Origin of the sequence: Paenibacillus sp. UNC499MF, assembly GCF_900107975.1 — a bacterium.
Classification (GTDB): Bacteria; Bacillota; Bacilli; order Paenibacillales; family NBRC-103111; genus Paenibacillus_F.
The window spans coordinates 23,567-39,062 of sequence record NZ_FNVF01000021.1 but is presented as its reverse complement, the minus strand read 5'-3'; the positions used below and the strand labels follow the sequence as shown (position 1 = coordinate 39,062).

General features: G+C 51.6%; 17 protein-coding genes and 1 riboswitch. Of the genes, 8 read left to right on the top strand and 9 right to left on the bottom strand.

Annotated elements, in window-relative coordinates:
• Positions 1-200 precede the first annotated feature (200 nt).
• Positions 201-626 carry an exosporium protein C gene (locus C4S74_RS24720; protein WP_103997976.1) on the bottom strand — a complete coding sequence of 142 codons (426 nt, stop codon included), beginning with the start codon at positions 624-626 and terminating at the stop codon, positions 201-203.
• Positions 627-829: 203 nt separating this feature from the next.
• Here C4S74_RS24720 and C4S74_RS24715 point away from each other — a divergent pair, with 203 nt between their 5' ends.
• Positions 830-1,006: a hypothetical protein gene (locus tag C4S74_RS24715; protein WP_258042606.1), complete on the top strand. Its 177-nt coding sequence runs from the start codon at positions 830-832 to the stop codon at positions 1,004-1,006.
• A gap of 96 nt (positions 1,007-1,102) precedes the next feature.
• On the opposite strand, the gene C4S74_RS24710 is transcribed toward C4S74_RS24715, so the two are convergent.
• Positions 1,103-2,515, bottom strand: a complete 1,413-nt coding sequence (locus C4S74_RS24710; RefSeq protein ID WP_103997975.1) for a GNAT family N-acetyltransferase — start codon at positions 2,513-2,515, stop codon at positions 1,103-1,105.
• 328 nt (positions 2,516-2,843) lie between these two features.
• Between C4S74_RS24710 and C4S74_RS24705 the strand changes: the two genes are divergently transcribed.
• The 4 genes from C4S74_RS24705 (at position 2,844) to C4S74_RS24690 (ending at position 5,953) form a co-directional block, all read left to right on the top strand.
• Positions 2,844-3,275 carry a MarR family winged helix-turn-helix transcriptional regulator gene (locus tag C4S74_RS24705; RefSeq protein ID WP_103997974.1) on the top strand — a complete coding sequence of 144 codons (432 nt, stop codon included), beginning with the start codon at positions 2,844-2,846 and terminating at the stop codon, positions 3,273-3,275.
• A gap of 69 nt (positions 3,276-3,344) precedes the next feature.
• Positions 3,345-3,893, top strand: coding sequence for an NADPH-dependent FMN reductase (locus tag C4S74_RS24700; RefSeq protein WP_103997973.1), 549 nt, complete (start codon positions 3,345-3,347; stop codon positions 3,891-3,893).
• Positions 3,894-4,077: 184 nt separating this feature from the next.
• A complete protein-coding gene (locus tag C4S74_RS24695) occupies positions 4,078-4,695 on the top strand; it encodes a helix-turn-helix domain-containing protein (protein WP_103997972.1) in 618 nt (205 codons plus the stop codon).
• Complete coding sequence (locus C4S74_RS24690) at positions 4,688-5,953, top strand: MFS transporter (protein WP_103997971.1); 1,266 nt, start codon at positions 4,688-4,690, stop codon at positions 5,951-5,953. The genes C4S74_RS24695 and C4S74_RS24690 overlap by 8 nt, the downstream gene beginning before the upstream one ends.
• Before the next feature lie 96 nt (positions 5,954-6,049).
• Here the strand turns inward: C4S74_RS24690 and C4S74_RS24685 are convergent, their stop codons facing one another.
• Positions 6,050-6,862, bottom strand: coding sequence for an AraC family transcriptional regulator (locus C4S74_RS24685; RefSeq protein WP_103997970.1), 813 nt, complete (start codon positions 6,860-6,862; stop codon positions 6,050-6,052).
• 145 nt (positions 6,863-7,007) lie between these two features.
• Here C4S74_RS24685 and C4S74_RS24680 point away from each other — a divergent pair, with 145 nt between their 5' ends.
• Positions 7,008-7,457: an SRPBCC domain-containing protein gene (locus C4S74_RS24680; protein WP_103997969.1), complete on the top strand. Its 450-nt coding sequence runs from the start codon at positions 7,008-7,010 to the stop codon at positions 7,455-7,457.
• Between the two features lie 205 nt (positions 7,458-7,662).
• On the opposite strand, the gene C4S74_RS24675 is transcribed toward C4S74_RS24680, so the two are convergent.
• The 3 genes from C4S74_RS24675 to C4S74_RS24665 form a co-directional block, all read right to left on the bottom strand.
• A complete protein-coding gene (locus tag C4S74_RS24675) occupies positions 7,663-7,884 on the bottom strand; it encodes a DUF1540 domain-containing protein (protein WP_009671636.1) in 222 nt (73 codons plus the stop codon).
• Between the two features lie 72 nt (positions 7,885-7,956).
• A complete protein-coding gene (locus C4S74_RS24670; protein WP_103997968.1) occupies positions 7,957-9,318 on the bottom strand; it encodes a deoxyribodipyrimidine photo-lyase in 1,362 nt (453 codons plus the stop codon).
• Between the two features lie 149 nt (positions 9,319-9,467).
• Positions 9,468-9,932 carry a C40 family peptidase gene (locus C4S74_RS24665; RefSeq protein ID WP_103997967.1) on the bottom strand — a complete coding sequence of 155 codons (465 nt, stop codon included), beginning with the start codon at positions 9,930-9,932 and terminating at the stop codon, positions 9,468-9,470.
• Positions 9,933-9,935: 3 nt separating this feature from the next.
• Positions 9,936-10,083: riboswitch (cyclic di-AMP (ydaO/yuaA leader) on the bottom strand.
• A gap of 296 nt (positions 10,084-10,379) precedes the next feature.
• Between C4S74_RS24665 and C4S74_RS24660 the strand changes: the two genes are divergently transcribed.
• The gene (locus tag C4S74_RS24660; protein WP_103997966.1) at positions 10,380-10,856 is read left to right on the top strand and encodes a hypothetical protein; all 477 of its coding nucleotides are present in this window, start codon (positions 10,380-10,382) and stop codon (positions 10,854-10,856) included.
• Between the two features lie 86 nt (positions 10,857-10,942).
• On the opposite strand, the gene C4S74_RS24655 is transcribed toward C4S74_RS24660, so the two are convergent.
• From C4S74_RS24655 to C4S74_RS24645, 3 genes are all read right to left on the bottom strand, one after another.
• Positions 10,943-11,533: a SurA N-terminal domain-containing protein gene (locus C4S74_RS24655; protein ID WP_103997965.1), complete on the bottom strand. Its 591-nt coding sequence runs from the start codon at positions 11,531-11,533 to the stop codon at positions 10,943-10,945.
• 201 nt (positions 11,534-11,734) lie between these two features.
• Positions 11,735-12,556 (bottom strand): hypothetical protein, encoded by an 822-nt coding sequence (locus C4S74_RS24650; protein ID WP_103997964.1) that lies wholly within the window; start codon positions 12,554-12,556, stop codon positions 11,735-11,737.
• Positions 12,557-12,565: 9 nt separating this feature from the next.
• Positions 12,566-14,593 (bottom strand): M1 family metallopeptidase, encoded by a 2,028-nt coding sequence (locus C4S74_RS24645; protein WP_258042605.1) that lies wholly within the window; start codon positions 14,591-14,593, stop codon positions 12,566-12,568.
• A gap of 118 nt (positions 14,594-14,711) precedes the next feature.
• Between C4S74_RS24645 and C4S74_RS24640 the strand changes: the two genes are divergently transcribed.
• The gene (locus tag C4S74_RS24640; RefSeq protein ID WP_103997993.1) at positions 14,712-15,218 is read left to right on the top strand and encodes a YwhD family protein; all 507 of its coding nucleotides are present in this window, start codon (positions 14,712-14,714) and stop codon (positions 15,216-15,218) included.
• Positions 15,219-15,496: the final 278 nt, after the last annotated feature.

The window sequence follows — 15,496 nt, the reverse complement described above, 5'->3', positions numbered from 1 at the left end:
GTTCAACAGTTTGCAAACCAGAGGTCGAAGAAAGCAGCTGCAGATCTACGGAAATTAAGTTGCCGTCTCTTCCGTACTAGAGCAAAGCAGCCCATCCTCTGATGAGGAATGAGCTGCTTTTACTTTTTCATCTACACCATTCCTCAAATCGAGACCTTTGCAGGTCTCTCTATACAGGTGCTGAAAAATGCAAATGGGTTTTATGTTCTCGTTTTAACGGCAAGCCCACTGAACGATATAGGCCCGACAACATCTGCTCTTGTATTTGGAGTAAGGTTTTCTGCTGTGACTGTATAAACATGGGTACCCGTTCTTACATTTCTATCTTCCGCCTGGAACGTAACTATATAATTTTGCTCAGAACCAGCAGATTCGATACCTTGCTGTGTGTTGAAAATTTCTTTCCCGTCGCGGAAGATTCTAAATAATATTTGGGCAATGCCAGTGACGCCTCGAACACCGACGGTTGCTACCAAATCTACCCGATTAGGCTGAGAATTCCTTGGAATTAGAATTTTGATTGTTGCAAGACGAGATCTTGCTGGTGAACGTCGGATAGTAAATGAGTTTGCTAAGTTGAATTTGCGGCGCGGCTGAACGGCAGCTTTATCGAGAATACGTACCAAAATATCCACTCCTTTTGATTGATATCTGTAATATATTCTGGATAAGCAGAGAGAGATTGGGCAATTCTTTAATCTGCTTTGATTTGAGGCAAATACACTCACAACCCATCCACCCCTTAGGGTGCTGCCAAAGAGGTGTCGCATTTCTCGTTTGGACCGCATTCAGGAGTATGGTTTCTCCATAGGTGGTGCTTTTCATTGCCGTGGTCGACATTTTTTGGGTCGTCGGCAGTGTTCTTTTGCTGGAGGATAAAGGAATCACGGGAACGATGACCGTTTTCGGTATCTCGGTAATCCTTTTGGCTGCTGCGGTAGTTGGCGTATTCTCGATTTTCGAGGTGTTGTATTGCTGGCGCAACCGTTATTTCCGAAGAAATTAAGCAGTCCGATAAAGCGCAGCCCTTAGGGTTCTCGAGGAAAATGAAAAGGAGCCGCAAATCTTGCGGCTCTTAAATCTCGAACGTTAATGATCATAGTTACGAAAGGGTCAATTCCCGTATAATCTCTATGCCTTCCCGGGAAACTTCTTCAAAACCTAACGAAGCATATAAATGAGACGCCCGTTCGTTTTCGGCCCGATGTCCGAGTACGATTTTGTCGCAGCCATGCTTGTCGTGGATATAACGGACCAGTTCCTTCATGCCGGATCGTCCCAAGCCTTTATGCTGGAACTTATGATCGATCATGTAGGCCATAATCCAGTAGCTCCCATCGTCAGGGTCGACGGCGTAGACCGCAAATCCGATTAATTGTTCACCGGTATACACGGCCAGAGGAGTAAACCCGCAATAAGCGGACTCTGCCAGCCAATATACAACCGGAACGGGAAACACGTTCTTCTGCTCATCCGTAACTTCAAGCTCGGTGCATTCGTACCAGTTATTCTCATCAACGGGCTTGAGTTCGACGCTCGGGTGGCAACGTTCACCTATCCGCTCACATACCCCAAGCAGTTTATGTTTAAGCCGGTCGGCCCACTCCGGTGAACCAGTGAGATCTACATCCTCAACGCTCCGGAGAAGTCTTGCCATAGTGTAGAGATCCGCAAATTTATGAAAGACGGGAAGCAAATGTACGTAACGCTCTTCTAACGGTTTGACCGACTGGTATCCGGTTAGAAAATGTTTGATTTTCCGCTTAGCGTGATCATCTTCTTGCGGGACCAGATCAGATATGGCGGAAGCAATATCCATGGCATACCAATGAATCATCGCGTCATCGAAATCGATGACGTGATACCGGGACTTCTCCGCCTCATAGAAGATATTGTCCGTCTCGAAGTCATAGTGGATTATTCCCATATGTTTTGCATCGGTAGGAAGTGCCGAAAGTTGTATGCGCAACTGCTCAAGTTCCTTTCGGGCACCATGCTCACCGGGATGCCGCTGCAGCACCGATGATATGAAAGACAGTGCATCATTCCAACTTCCTCGCGAATTCGCTCTGGAAGGATACCTTTCGGATAGAATGTGCAATGAAGCGAGTGACATTCCCCATTGTACGACATGGCGATCTGTCATTTGATCAAGCGGGAGATGGATTCCCTTTGCTTGTTCGAATACTACGCCGTAATAACAACCATCTTCCACTGTATGGATCGTTTCGATCCATTTTCCGGATTTAGAAGGGACTGGAGCCGCGGCAGGATAGCCTTCGGCTATCAGATACAGCAGAAAATCAAGCTCGGCCTGAATATTCTCAATCGAGTTGTCCTCTTCATGAATGAATCTTAGGAAATACCGGTCTCCGTTTCTCTCAAACATGTAAATGAAATTGCTGCTTGCCCTCCAAAACTTTAAAGTTTTTGCATCATACTCCCAAAACTGAATCAGTTGTTTGGCCGTAGAATCATCTTTTAATCCTCGTACCATGTTTTTTAAAGACATCATTCCCAGTCAGCCTCCTAATTTCCGATGAAAGGTTACTTAATTTACAAATCGCGACCCCCCACAGATCCTTTATGTTGTTGTCCCTACTCAAATAACATCACTCCTTCAAGTCGACACTGGGGGATTAAAGCTATTAAGTGTGCGGATTTTCTGTTCCCCAGAAACCATCGTCCGACAATTTTCCGTCAGCTTCAAGGTCGAGTTTAGACTTATCCAATTTATCCGAATCCACTGTGTGCAACTTCACTGCTCTTGACAATCCCCTCGGCTTTTAAGATAATATAACTGTGATTGTTGATATATCAACTAATATGGTCAGGGTGAACAAATGGAACGGGACATGGAAGAACATATCGGTTTGATGATCCATATGGCGGATTTGGAGATTACCAGCTACTTGAAGAAATTGCTGGCGCCTATGCAGCTTGCTCCCGAACAGCATCTGGTGATCGCGCTTTTGCTGAGGCAGGAAGGCTTGTCGCAGAATGAAATCGCGGAAAGCTTGAGCAAAGATAAATCCGGCATTACGCGGATGCTTGCCAGTCTGGAGAACAAGGGCTTTATCCGGCGTACTCCCAGCGCGGGCGACCGCCGCTCGATTGAAGTGTATTTGACCGATGAGGGGCGTGCGCTCCGGAAAAACGTGGAAGAGATCAGCAGCCATATGAAACAGCATCTGCGGGCGGGTTTTACGGCTGAAGAGACGGCCGAGCTCAGGAGGCTTCTTACAAAGGTCCGCAACAATGTGCGCAAGCGGTAAGCTGCCGTGCACACCTGTTTGCCTTTTAGTTGATATAGCAACTAAAAAAATATATCGGAGGGTTTGCTTATGAAAATCGCAGCAGTTATCGGAAGCAACCGCAAAAACTCATATAACCTGAAGCTTGCGGAGTATGTGCAAAAGACTTTCAAAGATCGGCTCGACGTGGAGATTGTCAGAGTGAACGATCTGCCGTTCTACAACGAGGATATCGAGCTTACACCGGACCAGTCGGTGCTGGATTTCCGCAGCAAAATCGCAGGCGCCGACGCCGTGCTTTGGGTTACGCCCGAGTACAACTACTCGATTCCCGGCGTGCTGAAAAATGCCCTCGACTGGCTTTCGCGCGGAGACCGAGTGATGATCGGCAAACCGTCCTGGATCATGGGCGCTTCGATGGGGCTTCTTGGCACTGTGCGGGCACAAGAGCATCTTCGGGATATTTTGTTCTCGCCGGGGGTTTCTTCCGTGCTTCTTCCGGGCAATGAAGTGTACGTAGGCCTTGTCCATGAAAAAATCGATAAAGACGGCAACTTGCATCACGAGCCGACCATTGAGTTTCTGAATGTAGTCGTTAACAATTTCATTAACTGGCACGGCAAGCTGCACAAAAATTAATTCGGAAGCCGGCATTATCCCGATCCGGGTTTTGAGGGATCTTCTCTCTAGAAGGCTGCATGAGGTACGCATAGTATCCCATGCGGCCTTTTTTTGTTCCTGAATTCCCCTTGACAGGAGAGAAGATTATTTGGTAAGTTTTTATTGTCAATAAAAACTGACAAGTCAAATGGAGCTGACATGTATGGAAAATAAAAATGATATTATGGTGCTAACGAATCTCGAACAGTTGAAATCTTTGAGCGATCCGCTGCGGATTGAAATCTTATCCCTGCTGGTAGAGGAGGCTCGGTCGGGGCAGCAGCTTTCCCAGCAGATGGGGGAATCGCGGTCGAAAGTCCACTACCACCTGCAGGATTTAGAGAAGAACGGCTTGATTCGGCTGGTGGAGGAAAATCGCAAGGGGAACATGACTCAGAAGCTGTATCAGGCCGTGGCGAAAAGCTTTATTCCGTCTACGGACCTGCTATCCTTCCACCATGAATACGGGGAGAGCCGCCGACTGATGACGATATCCACTCTGGACCGGGCCAAGAGCCGTGCCCTGGCGGCCCCGGAGAGCGCCTTCCTGACGGATTCCGAAGATCACAGGAAATGGCACCGCATTGCGAGTCAGACTGAGGTGAACATTTCGAAGGAAAAGTTTAAGAAATGGGTCGCGAAATATCACGAGCTGGTCCAGGAGCTGAACCGGATGGCGGAAGAAGAAGTTTCGGAGGAGGAGATGGAAACTTTTTATCTGATGACGGTAGCATTCCAGATCGACGAGCCGTATTTCAAAGGGGTGAAGGAAGATGAATAGCTTGGGGGCCCAAATCCAGGAGGAGTGGATGCCCCGGCGGGCATCGTCGCTCTTCCGGGAAAGGGCGTTCGCCATGCTGTGGCTGTCTACGATTTTCTCCGGCCTCGCCCTGAACATGTTCTATTTTGCGGAAGCCTGGTACGTGGTGAACGTCTTGAACATGGAGGCTTCCCTCGGCGTTATTTATCTGATCGGGACGCTGCCCCGCGTCTTGTTCATGGCGATCGGAGGCGTGCTGGCGGACCGGATCAGCCCGTCGAAGATCATGTTCGTGTCGACGATAACCAAATCGGCGCTGCTCGCCGTCCTAGTTTTGGTTCTGGTGGAAGGAGGGGGAATCGGACTGGGTGCCCTAACGGCTTTCGCACTGCTGTTCGGCATATTGGACGCGTTCTTTTGGCCCGCTTCGGGTTCGATCGTCCCGTCCATCGTCTCCAAAGAGGGGCTGACGAGGGCCAACTCCATTATCCAGACGACGAATCAGTCCACCTCGATATTCGGGCCGATGATCAGCGGTTTTGTCATCGTCGCTCTCCGGTATGAAGGAATCTTCGGCCTGATTACCGTGCTGCTGGCGCTGGGGGCCCTATTCGCGCTGCTTGTCCGTGTGCGGAAATCCCCATCGCCGGATACGAAAGCGGAACGGATTACGATGCTGACCAGCGTCAAAGAAGGGATCGGCTACGTCCGTCAGGCACCCGTATTGAAGGCGTTTGTGCTGAAGACGCTGTTTTTGAATCTGTTTTTTACCGGCCCCTTTGCCATCGGCATCCCGGTTTTCGTCAAACACGTTCTGCACGGGGAGACACTTGATTTCAGCATGCTGCAATCCGGCCTGGCGGGGGGAATGCTGGTCAGCTCGATTGTGCTGGGCATTCTCAACTTGAAACGCCGGAGGGGCTTGATCAGCGTACTGGCCCAGTTAGGCCTGTCGTTCAGCTTTCTCGCGTTGAGCATGGCCGTTACATTTTGGACCGGAGCAGTGTTCGCCGCCTGTATGGGAATCTTCATGGGAATCTCGAACATTTGTGCCATTTCCGTGATCCAGAATCATGCCGACAAAGCATATATCGGTCGTGTGATGAGTATTCAGACTATGTCTTCCATGGGACTTACACCTATTTCATACGGTTTGACTTCACTGCTTCTCAGCGTTGGTGTAGGAATACAAAACATTGTAATGGGCGGCGCTCTTCTCCTGCTGGCCTTTACCTTATGGCTGATCGTTAAAATCCCGTCTTTGCGGAAAGCGGACTAAAGCCTAATTTCAGAAAGCGGCCTCACTGAATTGCAGCGTGCTTCCAAGCGCTACAATTCAGTGAGGCCGTTCCATTTTTTGTGCGGCTCTGCCGGTTTAACCTTGCTTGCTGCGCACATACTCCTCCGGAGATTTGCCGACAACTGTTTTGAAATCTTTAATCAGATGAGCCTGGTCGTAATACCCCAGCTCTACCGCGAGCTTCGACCAATCCGGCGATCCTTCCGCATCCGCCGATACGGCGGCATCCTGCAGGCGGTATCTTTTAATAACCCATTTCGGGCTGGCGCCGACATACTGGCTGAACATCCGCTGCATCGTTCTTGCCGAGATGCCGAATCTGGCCCCGACGTCCTCTACCCGGTTGATTTCCCTGTGCCCCGCAATATAATCGATCACCGAATTGACGATTTCGATTTGTTCGTCAGCCGGCGGCCGCTCACTATTGAAAAAGTCATCCACGAAGCGGACCTTCGCATCTTCATCCGTTTCGGAGAAAAGGGCATCTTCAAGCGGAAGGCAGCTTCTGCCGAAAACTTCCCGGAAGGGCAGGCTGCGGTTGGCCAGCTCAGAAGCGGGCCGCCGGTAAAACGGATAAAACCCGCCCGGCCGGAACAATACGCCGAACACTTCTCCTTTGTCCTCAAGAAGCTGCGACGTTTTCCCCTTATTCGTCCCGTAGATCCGCGTGTTGTCTTTCTCAAAAACCAGATTAAAGCATGGAGGCTGGAGCACCTCCTGGGTATGGGAGGGAAGTCCTCTCAAATCCCAATGAATCAGCCAATAATGCCGGATAAAAAAAGCCAGCTCCGGAGCGGGCAATCTTCGGGAAATGGTGAACTTCTGCCGGCCCTTTTCAAAATTTAAAATACCTTTGTTGACGACGACGGGATTCTCTTCGGGTTTCATGCGGAGCCGCCTCCGTTCCAGATGATGTCTCAGGGAAGATGTCGCTTTTTTACAATCGCTTTGCGCCGTGACCCTGTAAAATTGATGGTAGCAAAACGGCCAAGCTATCACAAGACGCCGACACTAGGCTAGGGAGGAATTTTCAATGGATCTCACTTATCATTTTTATATCGACGGCAGCCCGGAGCAGGTGTGGGATGTTTTCGTAACGCCGGAAAAAACCCGTAAAATCTTTTTCGACTGTGTGATCGATTCTTCTTATGTCCCCGGTGAATCTATCCGGTTTATCGGGCCCGGCAATGACGGCGAGCAGACCGTCCATATTTACGGAGAAGTGCTAGAATACGAGCCGAACCGCATCTTAAGTTATATCGAACACCCCGGACCTTCCTACTATCCGAATCATGCGGAAATCACAACGCGGGTAACCATTAAGCTGGAGCCGTTCGCCGGCTGCACCAAGCTGACGCTGGTCAACGATCAGTGGGTCGAAAATCACCCGTCTTACGAGAAGGCGGACCCCGCATGGTGGATGCTGCTGAGCGCCATCAAAACGTTTGTGGAAACGGGTAAGAAACTGGATTTCGGCTGGTAAAGCGTAGAAAGGCTGAGCTTCGTACAGTACGATCCTGCAGGAGTAAACGGATTTTTTACCATGAAAAAAAGCCGGACAGGATGAAGCCTGCCCGGCCTTAATCCCCGCCTTCCCGGCGGGATTATTTTTGTAAGCCGACAACAGGGGAGCGGTAAGGTTCCTCTGCTGTCGGCATTTTCATTTTTTAATGAAAAGTTCGATTGAATTAGTGATGATGACGTTCCTCGAAAGTTTGACAGCAGGTGTCGGTGATGCCCTCGGCGGAATCCTGATGTCCGGAATCGTAAGGCAGACCGTCCCGCTCCTGCGGTTGCGGTTTGTTCGAATGAGCGTTTACTTCGATCATAATAACTTCCGCGCTGCAGTTATTGCCCTGCTCCCAGTATTCGCAGTTGGCAATGCTGCACTTCACCATTGGATTTTCCATGTTTATCACCTCGTACTTCTATTTACCCGAAGAACGGGGCTTTAAACAGGGGGACGGCCGCCAGGGGGAAAATCAGTCCGGACCCGGTCCGGAGTCAGGTTTCGCCTCGGCCAGCATACGCTTGTAAATCTCGATCGCTGCGGCGCGGGAGCTCTTCAGATCGACGATCGCGTCCGCCTGCGGCTTGTGGATCTCCTTGTCGCTCAGATGAGCGAGCCGGGGAAGCCACCGCCGGATGTACATCCCCGTCGGATCATGCGTCTCCGACTGCATGACCGGGTTCATGACGCGGAAGTACGGAGACGCGTCGAAGCCGAGCGAAGCGCTCCACAGCCAGCCGCCCCGGTTGAGCACGTTGTCGTAATCGGCGAGCTTGCGCCGGAAATACCGTTCACCCAGCGTGAAGGGGCAGCGCAGGTTCTTGGTCAGAAACATGGCCGTCACCATCCGCAGCCGGTTCGGCATGTGTCCCGTGGCGTTCAGCTCCGCCATGGCCGCATCCACGACCGGAATGCCGGTCTGACCCCGGCACCACCGCTCGAAGAGCGTGTCCTCCAGGCCGGAGAAATCGAATTTCTTCTCGTAGACGAAGAAATCCGGATTATAGACGGCCTGGTACAGGTAGAAGTCGCGCCACGCCAGCTGGCGCGTCCAGGCTTCGTGCCGCTCGCTTCCGAGAGCGGCTTCATACGCCCGGCGCACCGAGAGCGCGCCGGTGTTCAGGTGGCGGCTGATCCCGCTTGTCGTCTCGAAGGCGTACCGGTCTCTTTGCGCTTCATAAGCGCGGAGACCTCCTTCGAGAAAATCACTCAGAGTCTGAGCGGGATCAGGCGCCGTGCCTGCCGCTTCCGGGTCCAGCGGAAGCGGAAACCGGGCGGACCAGGCTTCGCGGTCCGGCAGCGGCCGTGTCTGCAAGTCGCGCACGGTGACGGGCGAAGACGGCCGGAAAAAAAGGTGCATGTAAGCGTTCCATTTTTTATAAAAAGGGGTAAATACCTGGTAAGGAGTCCGGCGCTCCGCGAAGTGTTGGAAATCCCCGAAATCGGCGAGAGTATGGTCGATCAGCGTAGTAACCGGAATGCCTCGGGCGGAAGCTGAAACCTTAAGTTTGCGGTCACGTACTAAGGCATAGGGCGTAACGTCGCCGTGCAGCACGATTTCTTCAATCGGAAGCTCCGAGAGCAGTCCGTCGACCACGGCCTGAGGCTCGCCGGCAAGCACCTCCAGATGCGCACCTGCTTTCCGGTATTCGCGTGTGAGCCTGGAGACGTGACGCAGGAAGTTGACTCCGCTGTGTTCCCGGTCCCGGCCGCCGCGCAGCAGAAAAGGGTCCAGAATGAGAATGTGCAGGCTCGGCCGCCCCAGGCTGTGAATATAATCGAATGCCGTCATATCATCAATCCGCAGATCTTTGCGATGAATAAAAAGGATCATAATGAAGGGACGCTCCTTGCTTTTTCGTCTAACTTCATAGTAACAGGAAATCGTCCACAAATGAAAAGAAGCCCGGCAAGCCAGGCGGCAACCTGGATTACGGGGCTCCCTTTCGGGTATATGCTGCGTTCCATTACGAGTGCGTCTTACTAGTCTGCAGTGATCTTGTTAAAAAGGTCATCGCCGATAACGCGGCGTGCAGAAACGTATCGTTTCGCATAGTAAGATTCGCTCAAGTCACTCTTTGTAACACCTTTGTTCGTTGCGGAGTGGGCGAACTTGTTGTTCCCGATGTAAATACCTACATGGGAGATGCCTTTTCCGTCGGTGTTAAAGAATACAAGGTCACCCGGTCTCAGATCGCTTTTCGCTACCGAGGATCCTTGGCCGTTCTGTGCTTTTGAAGTGCGTGCCAGATCAACGCCGAACCGGTCGAATACATAGGACGTGAAGCCCGAGCAATCAAAACCGCTGGTCGAGGTGCCCGAATACTTGTAAGGCGTCCCTACCAATCCGTCAATCGTGGAGCTGAGCGTCGACTTCGCGGATGCGCTGCCGATTTCCACACTCAAAAACAGGGTCAAGCTCAAAACAAACAACAAGACTTTCTTCAACTGTGTTGCTCCTTCCTGTGCCTACGAGGTTAGCTGGAGGGTTCGGTAGAAGGTGTCCCCTATGATCCCTTTGTTGCAAGATCAATTCACCCAGAGTGGATCCCCCGTTCTCTTCCTTTTCGTCTAAGAAGAAATTCGGCAATCTTTTTCTGTTCCGACACTAAATATTCGCCATAGGTCCAGAAATTCCTTCCAAAAAACTAAAAATAGTTACAAAAAAGTTTCAAAAGCAGTTATTTAGTCGGATTTCAGGGGAAAAAGTAGATCAAAAAACCCGCCTTCTTCTATAAAAAGGGCGGGTTTTCCATGTCTTTCAGCTTAGTTGCCATCATGCTATTCGGCATGAAGAAAATTGGGGTATTCATGTTCCTGAGTATCCAGATTTAGGGTAATGAGGATAGGACGTGTAACTCCAATACCATTAAATTGATACCGGAAAGGTAAACTATGAAAAAAAGAGTAGGGTTTGTTCTCCTCGGTATTTCCGTTCTCCTGAACATTGTGTTGGCAGGTTTTTTGTTTGGCAAGGTAACCGTTGATTCCAAAGACGCCAAACTGCTATATGAGCAGGCAGTTGCTCAACTTGAGCAAGCCGTTTCAAGTGATTATACCCCGCTTTTAAAGCATGAAGAAAAAAATCCCACGAAGTTTCTGCATCTCGCTGGCACGCGTATTAACCTTGCATATCTTAATTTTACTAAGCTCCAGCATCAATTTGATATTTATGGTGTTTCTGTGCAGCCTGTTTTAAATGCTGTTCAAACCTTGTCGGACAAATCCAATCAGTTTTTCAAAGAGGAGATCAATGACGGAGAAGTGCAAGAACTGATTCAAACAACGACAGCGATTGTAGATCAGCTGCCTAAGCATTACGATGTAGGAGAGATAAGGAAAGCTGTCAAGAATTTCAAGATAGTGCGATAGGAAGGTTTAATAAGAATGAACGGAAAGCAAAACCCCTTCTTTCTAAATGAAAGGAGGGGTTTTTAATGAGGCTTAAACCAACGACCCTAAGTCTTCGGCTGATCCGGAAACTTCACGCGCAGTCCCGGTTTCGTTTCGGCAAGCAGTTTTTCCTGCAGGGCGTTGAGGTCTTCCTGCGTTTTCAGCTCGCCTTTTTTGACGAGAAATTCGATCGTCTTTTGCTGGAGGAGATATTTGGCGTACTGGTTGACGGTTTTGGGATCGGTCCAGTAGGTCGCTTCGGTCAAGCCGGCGCTTTTGTAGAGCATCTCCTTCAACTGAGCCGCTTCGGGACCGGCCGCTTCCAGTGCTTTGCGCTGCTGGTCGATAGCCTGCTTCACTTCGGCTTCCTTGACTTTGACTCCGCGTTTCTGGCCGTAGCGCACGAAGAGCTCGTCCTTAAGCATCAGATCGAGAAGCTGATCGTTGGTCAACGTGTTTTGGGCGCCCTGCATTTGAAAGGCCAGATCGACTTCGGCTTTCATCTTGTCGAATGCCTGATTGGAAATGCGGACGTCGTGACCGATCGCTACAACCTCTTTGGCTTTAACGTCGGACTGTCCGTATAAGAACGACCCGGCGGCGACACAAAGGCCAATTACTGCCGCCACGACGGTGCTTGTCCGTGGGGATATCATCGGTAATGCCTCCTTTTATCTTCTATCCCTCCATGATAGCTGAAATAAACGCAAATGGAAACTAAAAACCCCCTGGCCGCGAACGGCAGGGGGAGACGGTATCGCGCCGGAACAATCCGGAAAGAGAGCGTTTAAGAAAAGGGTCCGGGAGTGGGACTCGTCTGTCTTGTCCGTCCGGCTGGCGGGCAGAAGAGCGGTCGTTTAGGTACGGTAGCTTTCCCAGATTTCGCGCTGCGCCGCGATGGACCACATTTTGACGAAAGTACGGACCAAGGGATATATCTGATGAATGATGAGAGCGGTCAAACCTGCCCATACATAGGATGCGGTTGTGGCCGCGACGGCAAGAAGAAAGCCGAGCAGGATAAGCAGCAGAGCATTGCACGTAATCCGTAAGCCTTGGCGGAACACGACCGGAAGCACCGCGAGAAGTCCGCGCCGATCCTCGGAAGCCCGGCCGAACTGCAGGAACAGGAAGAGAAGCTGGATTAGGAGGGCATACACGGCATAGAGAGCCGCCCACGGAAGCAGGGACAGGAGAAGCTGTTCGTATCCGTAAGCTTCATTGAATAAAGCAAGCGCTTTGGGAGCCAGCCAGTAGAGAGGCGCCAGCATCAGAACCGTTTGAAGGAGATAGTAGAGGAAGAAGGGCAGCAGCAGCTCGCGGATTCCTTTCATAAAACGGTAGCCCGCATTCATCTGCCGGTGCTCCAAAGAATACAGGACACCCGCGTTCAGCATGGGGCTGATCAGCATGCGGACGGCCAGAAGAATGATCAGCCACTCGAGATACGGCTGGATGAGATCCGTTTTCACAAGACGGAACTGGCTTTCCGCCACGAACAACTGAACGGCGCTCTGGGGCTGATCGCCGGCCGGATAGCGGTGGAGCAGGGGGACGATTATGGATTGGACCCACTTATAGAGCAGGATCCCCCAGGCAAACTGATACACATACAGCACGCAGACGGCGAACGGCTGCTTGAGGGCGGCCGTCAAGCCTTGTCGAAGATAGCGGAGCATCTTATCACCTCACCAGGCTACAGTATCGAACAGTGTTTCCAGCAGTTTGACTACGCCGAGGGTCCAGCGGATTCTCCACGTGGTGTCGACTTCGGTTTTCATATAGTTGTTGATGTGCCGGTTTTCGAGCTTCATAGTGTATTTGGGATCGAGCGAGACCCAGTCCACCGGGGATTTATGGGTCAGCTTGTATTCGATCTGCTCGCCCTGTCCGTCCCAGACCTTCTCTGTCGTCGAACCGTCGGCAAAATGGAACCGGATCGGCACCGAGGGTACGCTGCCACCGAACTTGCGGACCAGCACGCTGCTTTCGTACAACGTCTGTCCCGATTCGTTCACCTGGCGGGTGCGGATGTTATCGACCGCATAGTCGGTCATCATGCTGCCGTATACATACTGATCGAAAAACTCCGTCCATTTCGTTTTGGTGATTTCCTCTACGACCGTTTGGAAGTCTCGGGTTCCGGGGTGCTTGAATTTCCAGCGCTGGAAGTAAGTTTTCATAATGCGGTCCATCGTGTTTAGCCCGACCCGGTGCTCGATCTCCTTGAGAACCAGCTTGGCGCGGGTATACACATTGTCGGCATACTCACTGTGGCTGCGGTAACTCCACGCATTTTTTTGCAGAGCGGCTGGAGAGGTGATGTAACTGGCTTCGACCGGAAGGTTGGGCTTCGACCCGTATTCCAGTTCCATCAGCTTATCCTCGGTGTAGGAGGTGAACCCTTCGTCAAGCCAGGCTTCCTCGAACTCATTGGTGGCGACGAGCCCGTACCAGAACTGGTGGCCGATCTCATGCACGACGACGCGCTCCAGTTCCAGATCGGGCGTCCCCTCGGCGGCTCCCCACGCGGTAACGAGCGTAGGGTATTCCATGCCGCCTGCCCCGTTGGCTTCTTCCGGCGGTACGACGATGGATAAGGTCGAGTACGGGTACGTACCATACCACTGGGAGTACCGGCTCAGCGCTTTTTTGGCGGCGATCATATAGCGGGACTTGTACGGTTCATGTTTGGGATCGAGGTACAGCTTGATCTTGACCCCCGGCAGGTTGGGAGCGGCATAGGGCTCTTCAAACATCTTGAAGTCGGGCGAAGCGGACCAGGCGAAATCGTGCACGTCATCCGCATAAAACTGATAGGTTTTCTTGCCGGCTTCGACAACCGGGTTTTTGGTCGGAAAACCGGTAGCGGCCACGATGTAGTCCGCCGGGACTTTCACCCGGACATCGAAAATGCCGAAGTCCGCGTAAAACTCCGAATTGCCGTGATACTGATGCAGGTTCCAGCCTTCCGCGGTCCGTCCCCGGGTGCCGGCAGGCTCGTACACGGCAAGCTTGGGAAACCACTGGCCCGCCATAACGAAATCTTTCGTTACGCCCATACGGGCGAACACTTGCGGAAGCTTGACCGCAAAATCCGTATGCAGCGTAATGGCGGCTCCCGCGGCGACGGGCTTCGGAAGCGTAACCTTGATCAACGTCCGGTCGTCGGGGTTTCCGTCATCGGGCTGGACGAACTGCATCGCGGAGCTGAGGTCGGTTTCGTCCTCGGTTTTGATGCTGCGCAGCTCCATATCGCCGAAGCTGCCTTTTTTGGCTTCATCTCTCCGAAGCTTGCCGCCGGATTCCTTCATAAAAGTCGTCTTTTCCGAGGCGAAGGCGTTCGGATAAAGATGCATGTACAGTTCCTGCACAGGCTGACTGCCCGGGTTTTTCCAGGTGACGGTCTGCTGGCCGAAGAGCTTCTGGTTTTCCGGGCTGTATTCCACATTGATGTGATATTCGACGATGCGCCTGCTGAGAGGCTGGTGTACGCCTTCACCCGACACCGGCGGCTGACCGATGGAAGAAGAAGGTTCCGCGTTCACCGGGGAGACTGGATTTTGCGGAGTCCCGGACAGAACGGCCCGGCTTGTCTGGCCCGTCCTTTCTTCAGGGGAAGAAAGGAGTGAGTTGGCGAGGAAAGCCGCGCCCAGAAACGCGGCGGCTGCGGTTGCGAGCCAGGCTTTTTTTCGGTTGGCCATCTTTACTTTCATGATTTTCACCCCGTTGACAAGCATCTACAGCATGTATATGTTTGCATTCCGGGGATTATTAGCTAAAATAAATGAAGAAGAGCAGATTTATTTTTCTAGGAAAGCGTAGGTGCCTTTCATGGATTCCCATAAAGAAGAACCGAAGAAAAAACCGGCGGCGCTCAATATCGTCAGCACGAAAGTGAATCACAAAGGATTCGGAGCGGGCTCGATTGACCTGAGCAACGTTTCCAGCCTTATTATCGACGGGGAGGAAGCTTACCTCGACATGGGCGCGCTGCATGCGAAAAGCCAGGTGGAGAAGCGGATCAAATTCTCGACGAACAAAGAAGACGTCCCGGACGGACGCCGCTGCTGGATCGTATGGGTGGCCGTGGACCGTTCCCCGGAAGGAACTTCCTACGGCGGAGTGACGGCTTGCGAGATGCTGATCGATACCGAAGCCCGCAAAGGGTGGAAAATTCTCGCCGATCACGTGAACCGGATGGATGCCGCCATGAAGCGCAAAATCATGGTAGAAGGTTTGGACGAATCGGAAAAAGCCGTGCTGCGCAAGGCTTTGATCGAGCATAACGCGGAATGGTGGAACCACTCTTCCGAAGAGCTTAAACAAGCGCTTGCCTAGCCTCACGGTAAATGTGTACAAATTGTGTCATGGATTGTGAGTCCCAGGGGAAGCGGGTATACTAACACTAGTGTATGTTACACTCATATACTAGGACAGCAAAAAGGCAGACTAAGGACGCTTAGTTCTGCCTTTTTGCGTTGGATATAAATGACTGCCCGTCCGGTTATTTCCTGCAGTAGGACTTTCGGCTTTTGAGGAAGCTTCAATAAAGAAGCTGCCGGAAGGACATCTGCGGGTCATACGGACGTGCTGCAAAAAAGGCGTATACGAGCCCT

Excerpts from the sequence above, each read along its gene's own strand:
- C4S74_RS24655 (WP_103997965.1), bottom strand. The coding sequence starts at position 11,533 with ATGATATCCCCACGGACAAGCACCGTCGTGGCGGCAGTAATTGGCCTT.
- C4S74_RS24645 (WP_258042605.1), bottom strand. The coding sequence starts at position 14,593 with ATGAAAGTAAAGATGGCCAACCGAAAAAAAGCCTGGCTCGCAACCGCA.
- C4S74_RS24685 (WP_103997970.1), bottom strand. The coding sequence starts at position 6,862 with ATGAAACCCGAAGAGAATCCCGTCGTCGTCAACAAAGGTATTTTAAAT.
- C4S74_RS24705 (WP_103997974.1), top strand. The coding sequence starts at position 2,844 with ATGGAACGGGACATGGAAGAACATATCGGTTTGATGATCCATATGGCG.
- C4S74_RS24690 (WP_103997971.1), top strand. The coding sequence starts at position 4,688 with ATGAATAGCTTGGGGGCCCAAATCCAGGAGGAGTGGATGCCCCGGCGG.
- C4S74_RS24650 (WP_103997964.1), bottom strand. The coding sequence starts at position 12,556 with ATGCTCCGCTATCTTCGACAAGGCTTGACGGCCGCCCTCAAGCAGCCG.
- C4S74_RS24695 (WP_103997972.1), top strand. The coding sequence starts at position 4,078 with ATGGAAAATAAAAATGATATTATGGTGCTAACGAATCTCGAACAGTTG.
- C4S74_RS24670 (WP_103997968.1), bottom strand. The coding sequence starts at position 9,318 with ATGATCCTTTTTATTCATCGCAAAGATCTGCGGATTGATGATATGACG.
- C4S74_RS24640 (WP_103997993.1), top strand. The coding sequence starts at position 14,712 with ATGGATTCCCATAAAGAAGAACCGAAGAAAAAACCGGCGGCGCTCAAT.
- C4S74_RS24675 (WP_009671636.1), bottom strand. The coding sequence starts at position 7,884 with ATGGAAAATCCAATGGTGAAGTGCAGCATTGCCAACTGCGAATACTGG.
- C4S74_RS24660 (WP_103997966.1), top strand. The coding sequence starts at position 10,380 with ATGAAAAAAAGAGTAGGGTTTGTTCTCCTCGGTATTTCCGTTCTCCTG.
- C4S74_RS24680 (WP_103997969.1), top strand. The coding sequence starts at position 7,008 with ATGGATCTCACTTATCATTTTTATATCGACGGCAGCCCGGAGCAGGTG.
- C4S74_RS24710 (WP_103997975.1), bottom strand. The coding sequence starts at position 2,515 with ATGATGTCTTTAAAAAACATGGTACGAGGATTAAAAGATGATTCTACG.
- C4S74_RS24700 (WP_103997973.1), top strand. The coding sequence starts at position 3,345 with ATGAAAATCGCAGCAGTTATCGGAAGCAACCGCAAAAACTCATATAAC.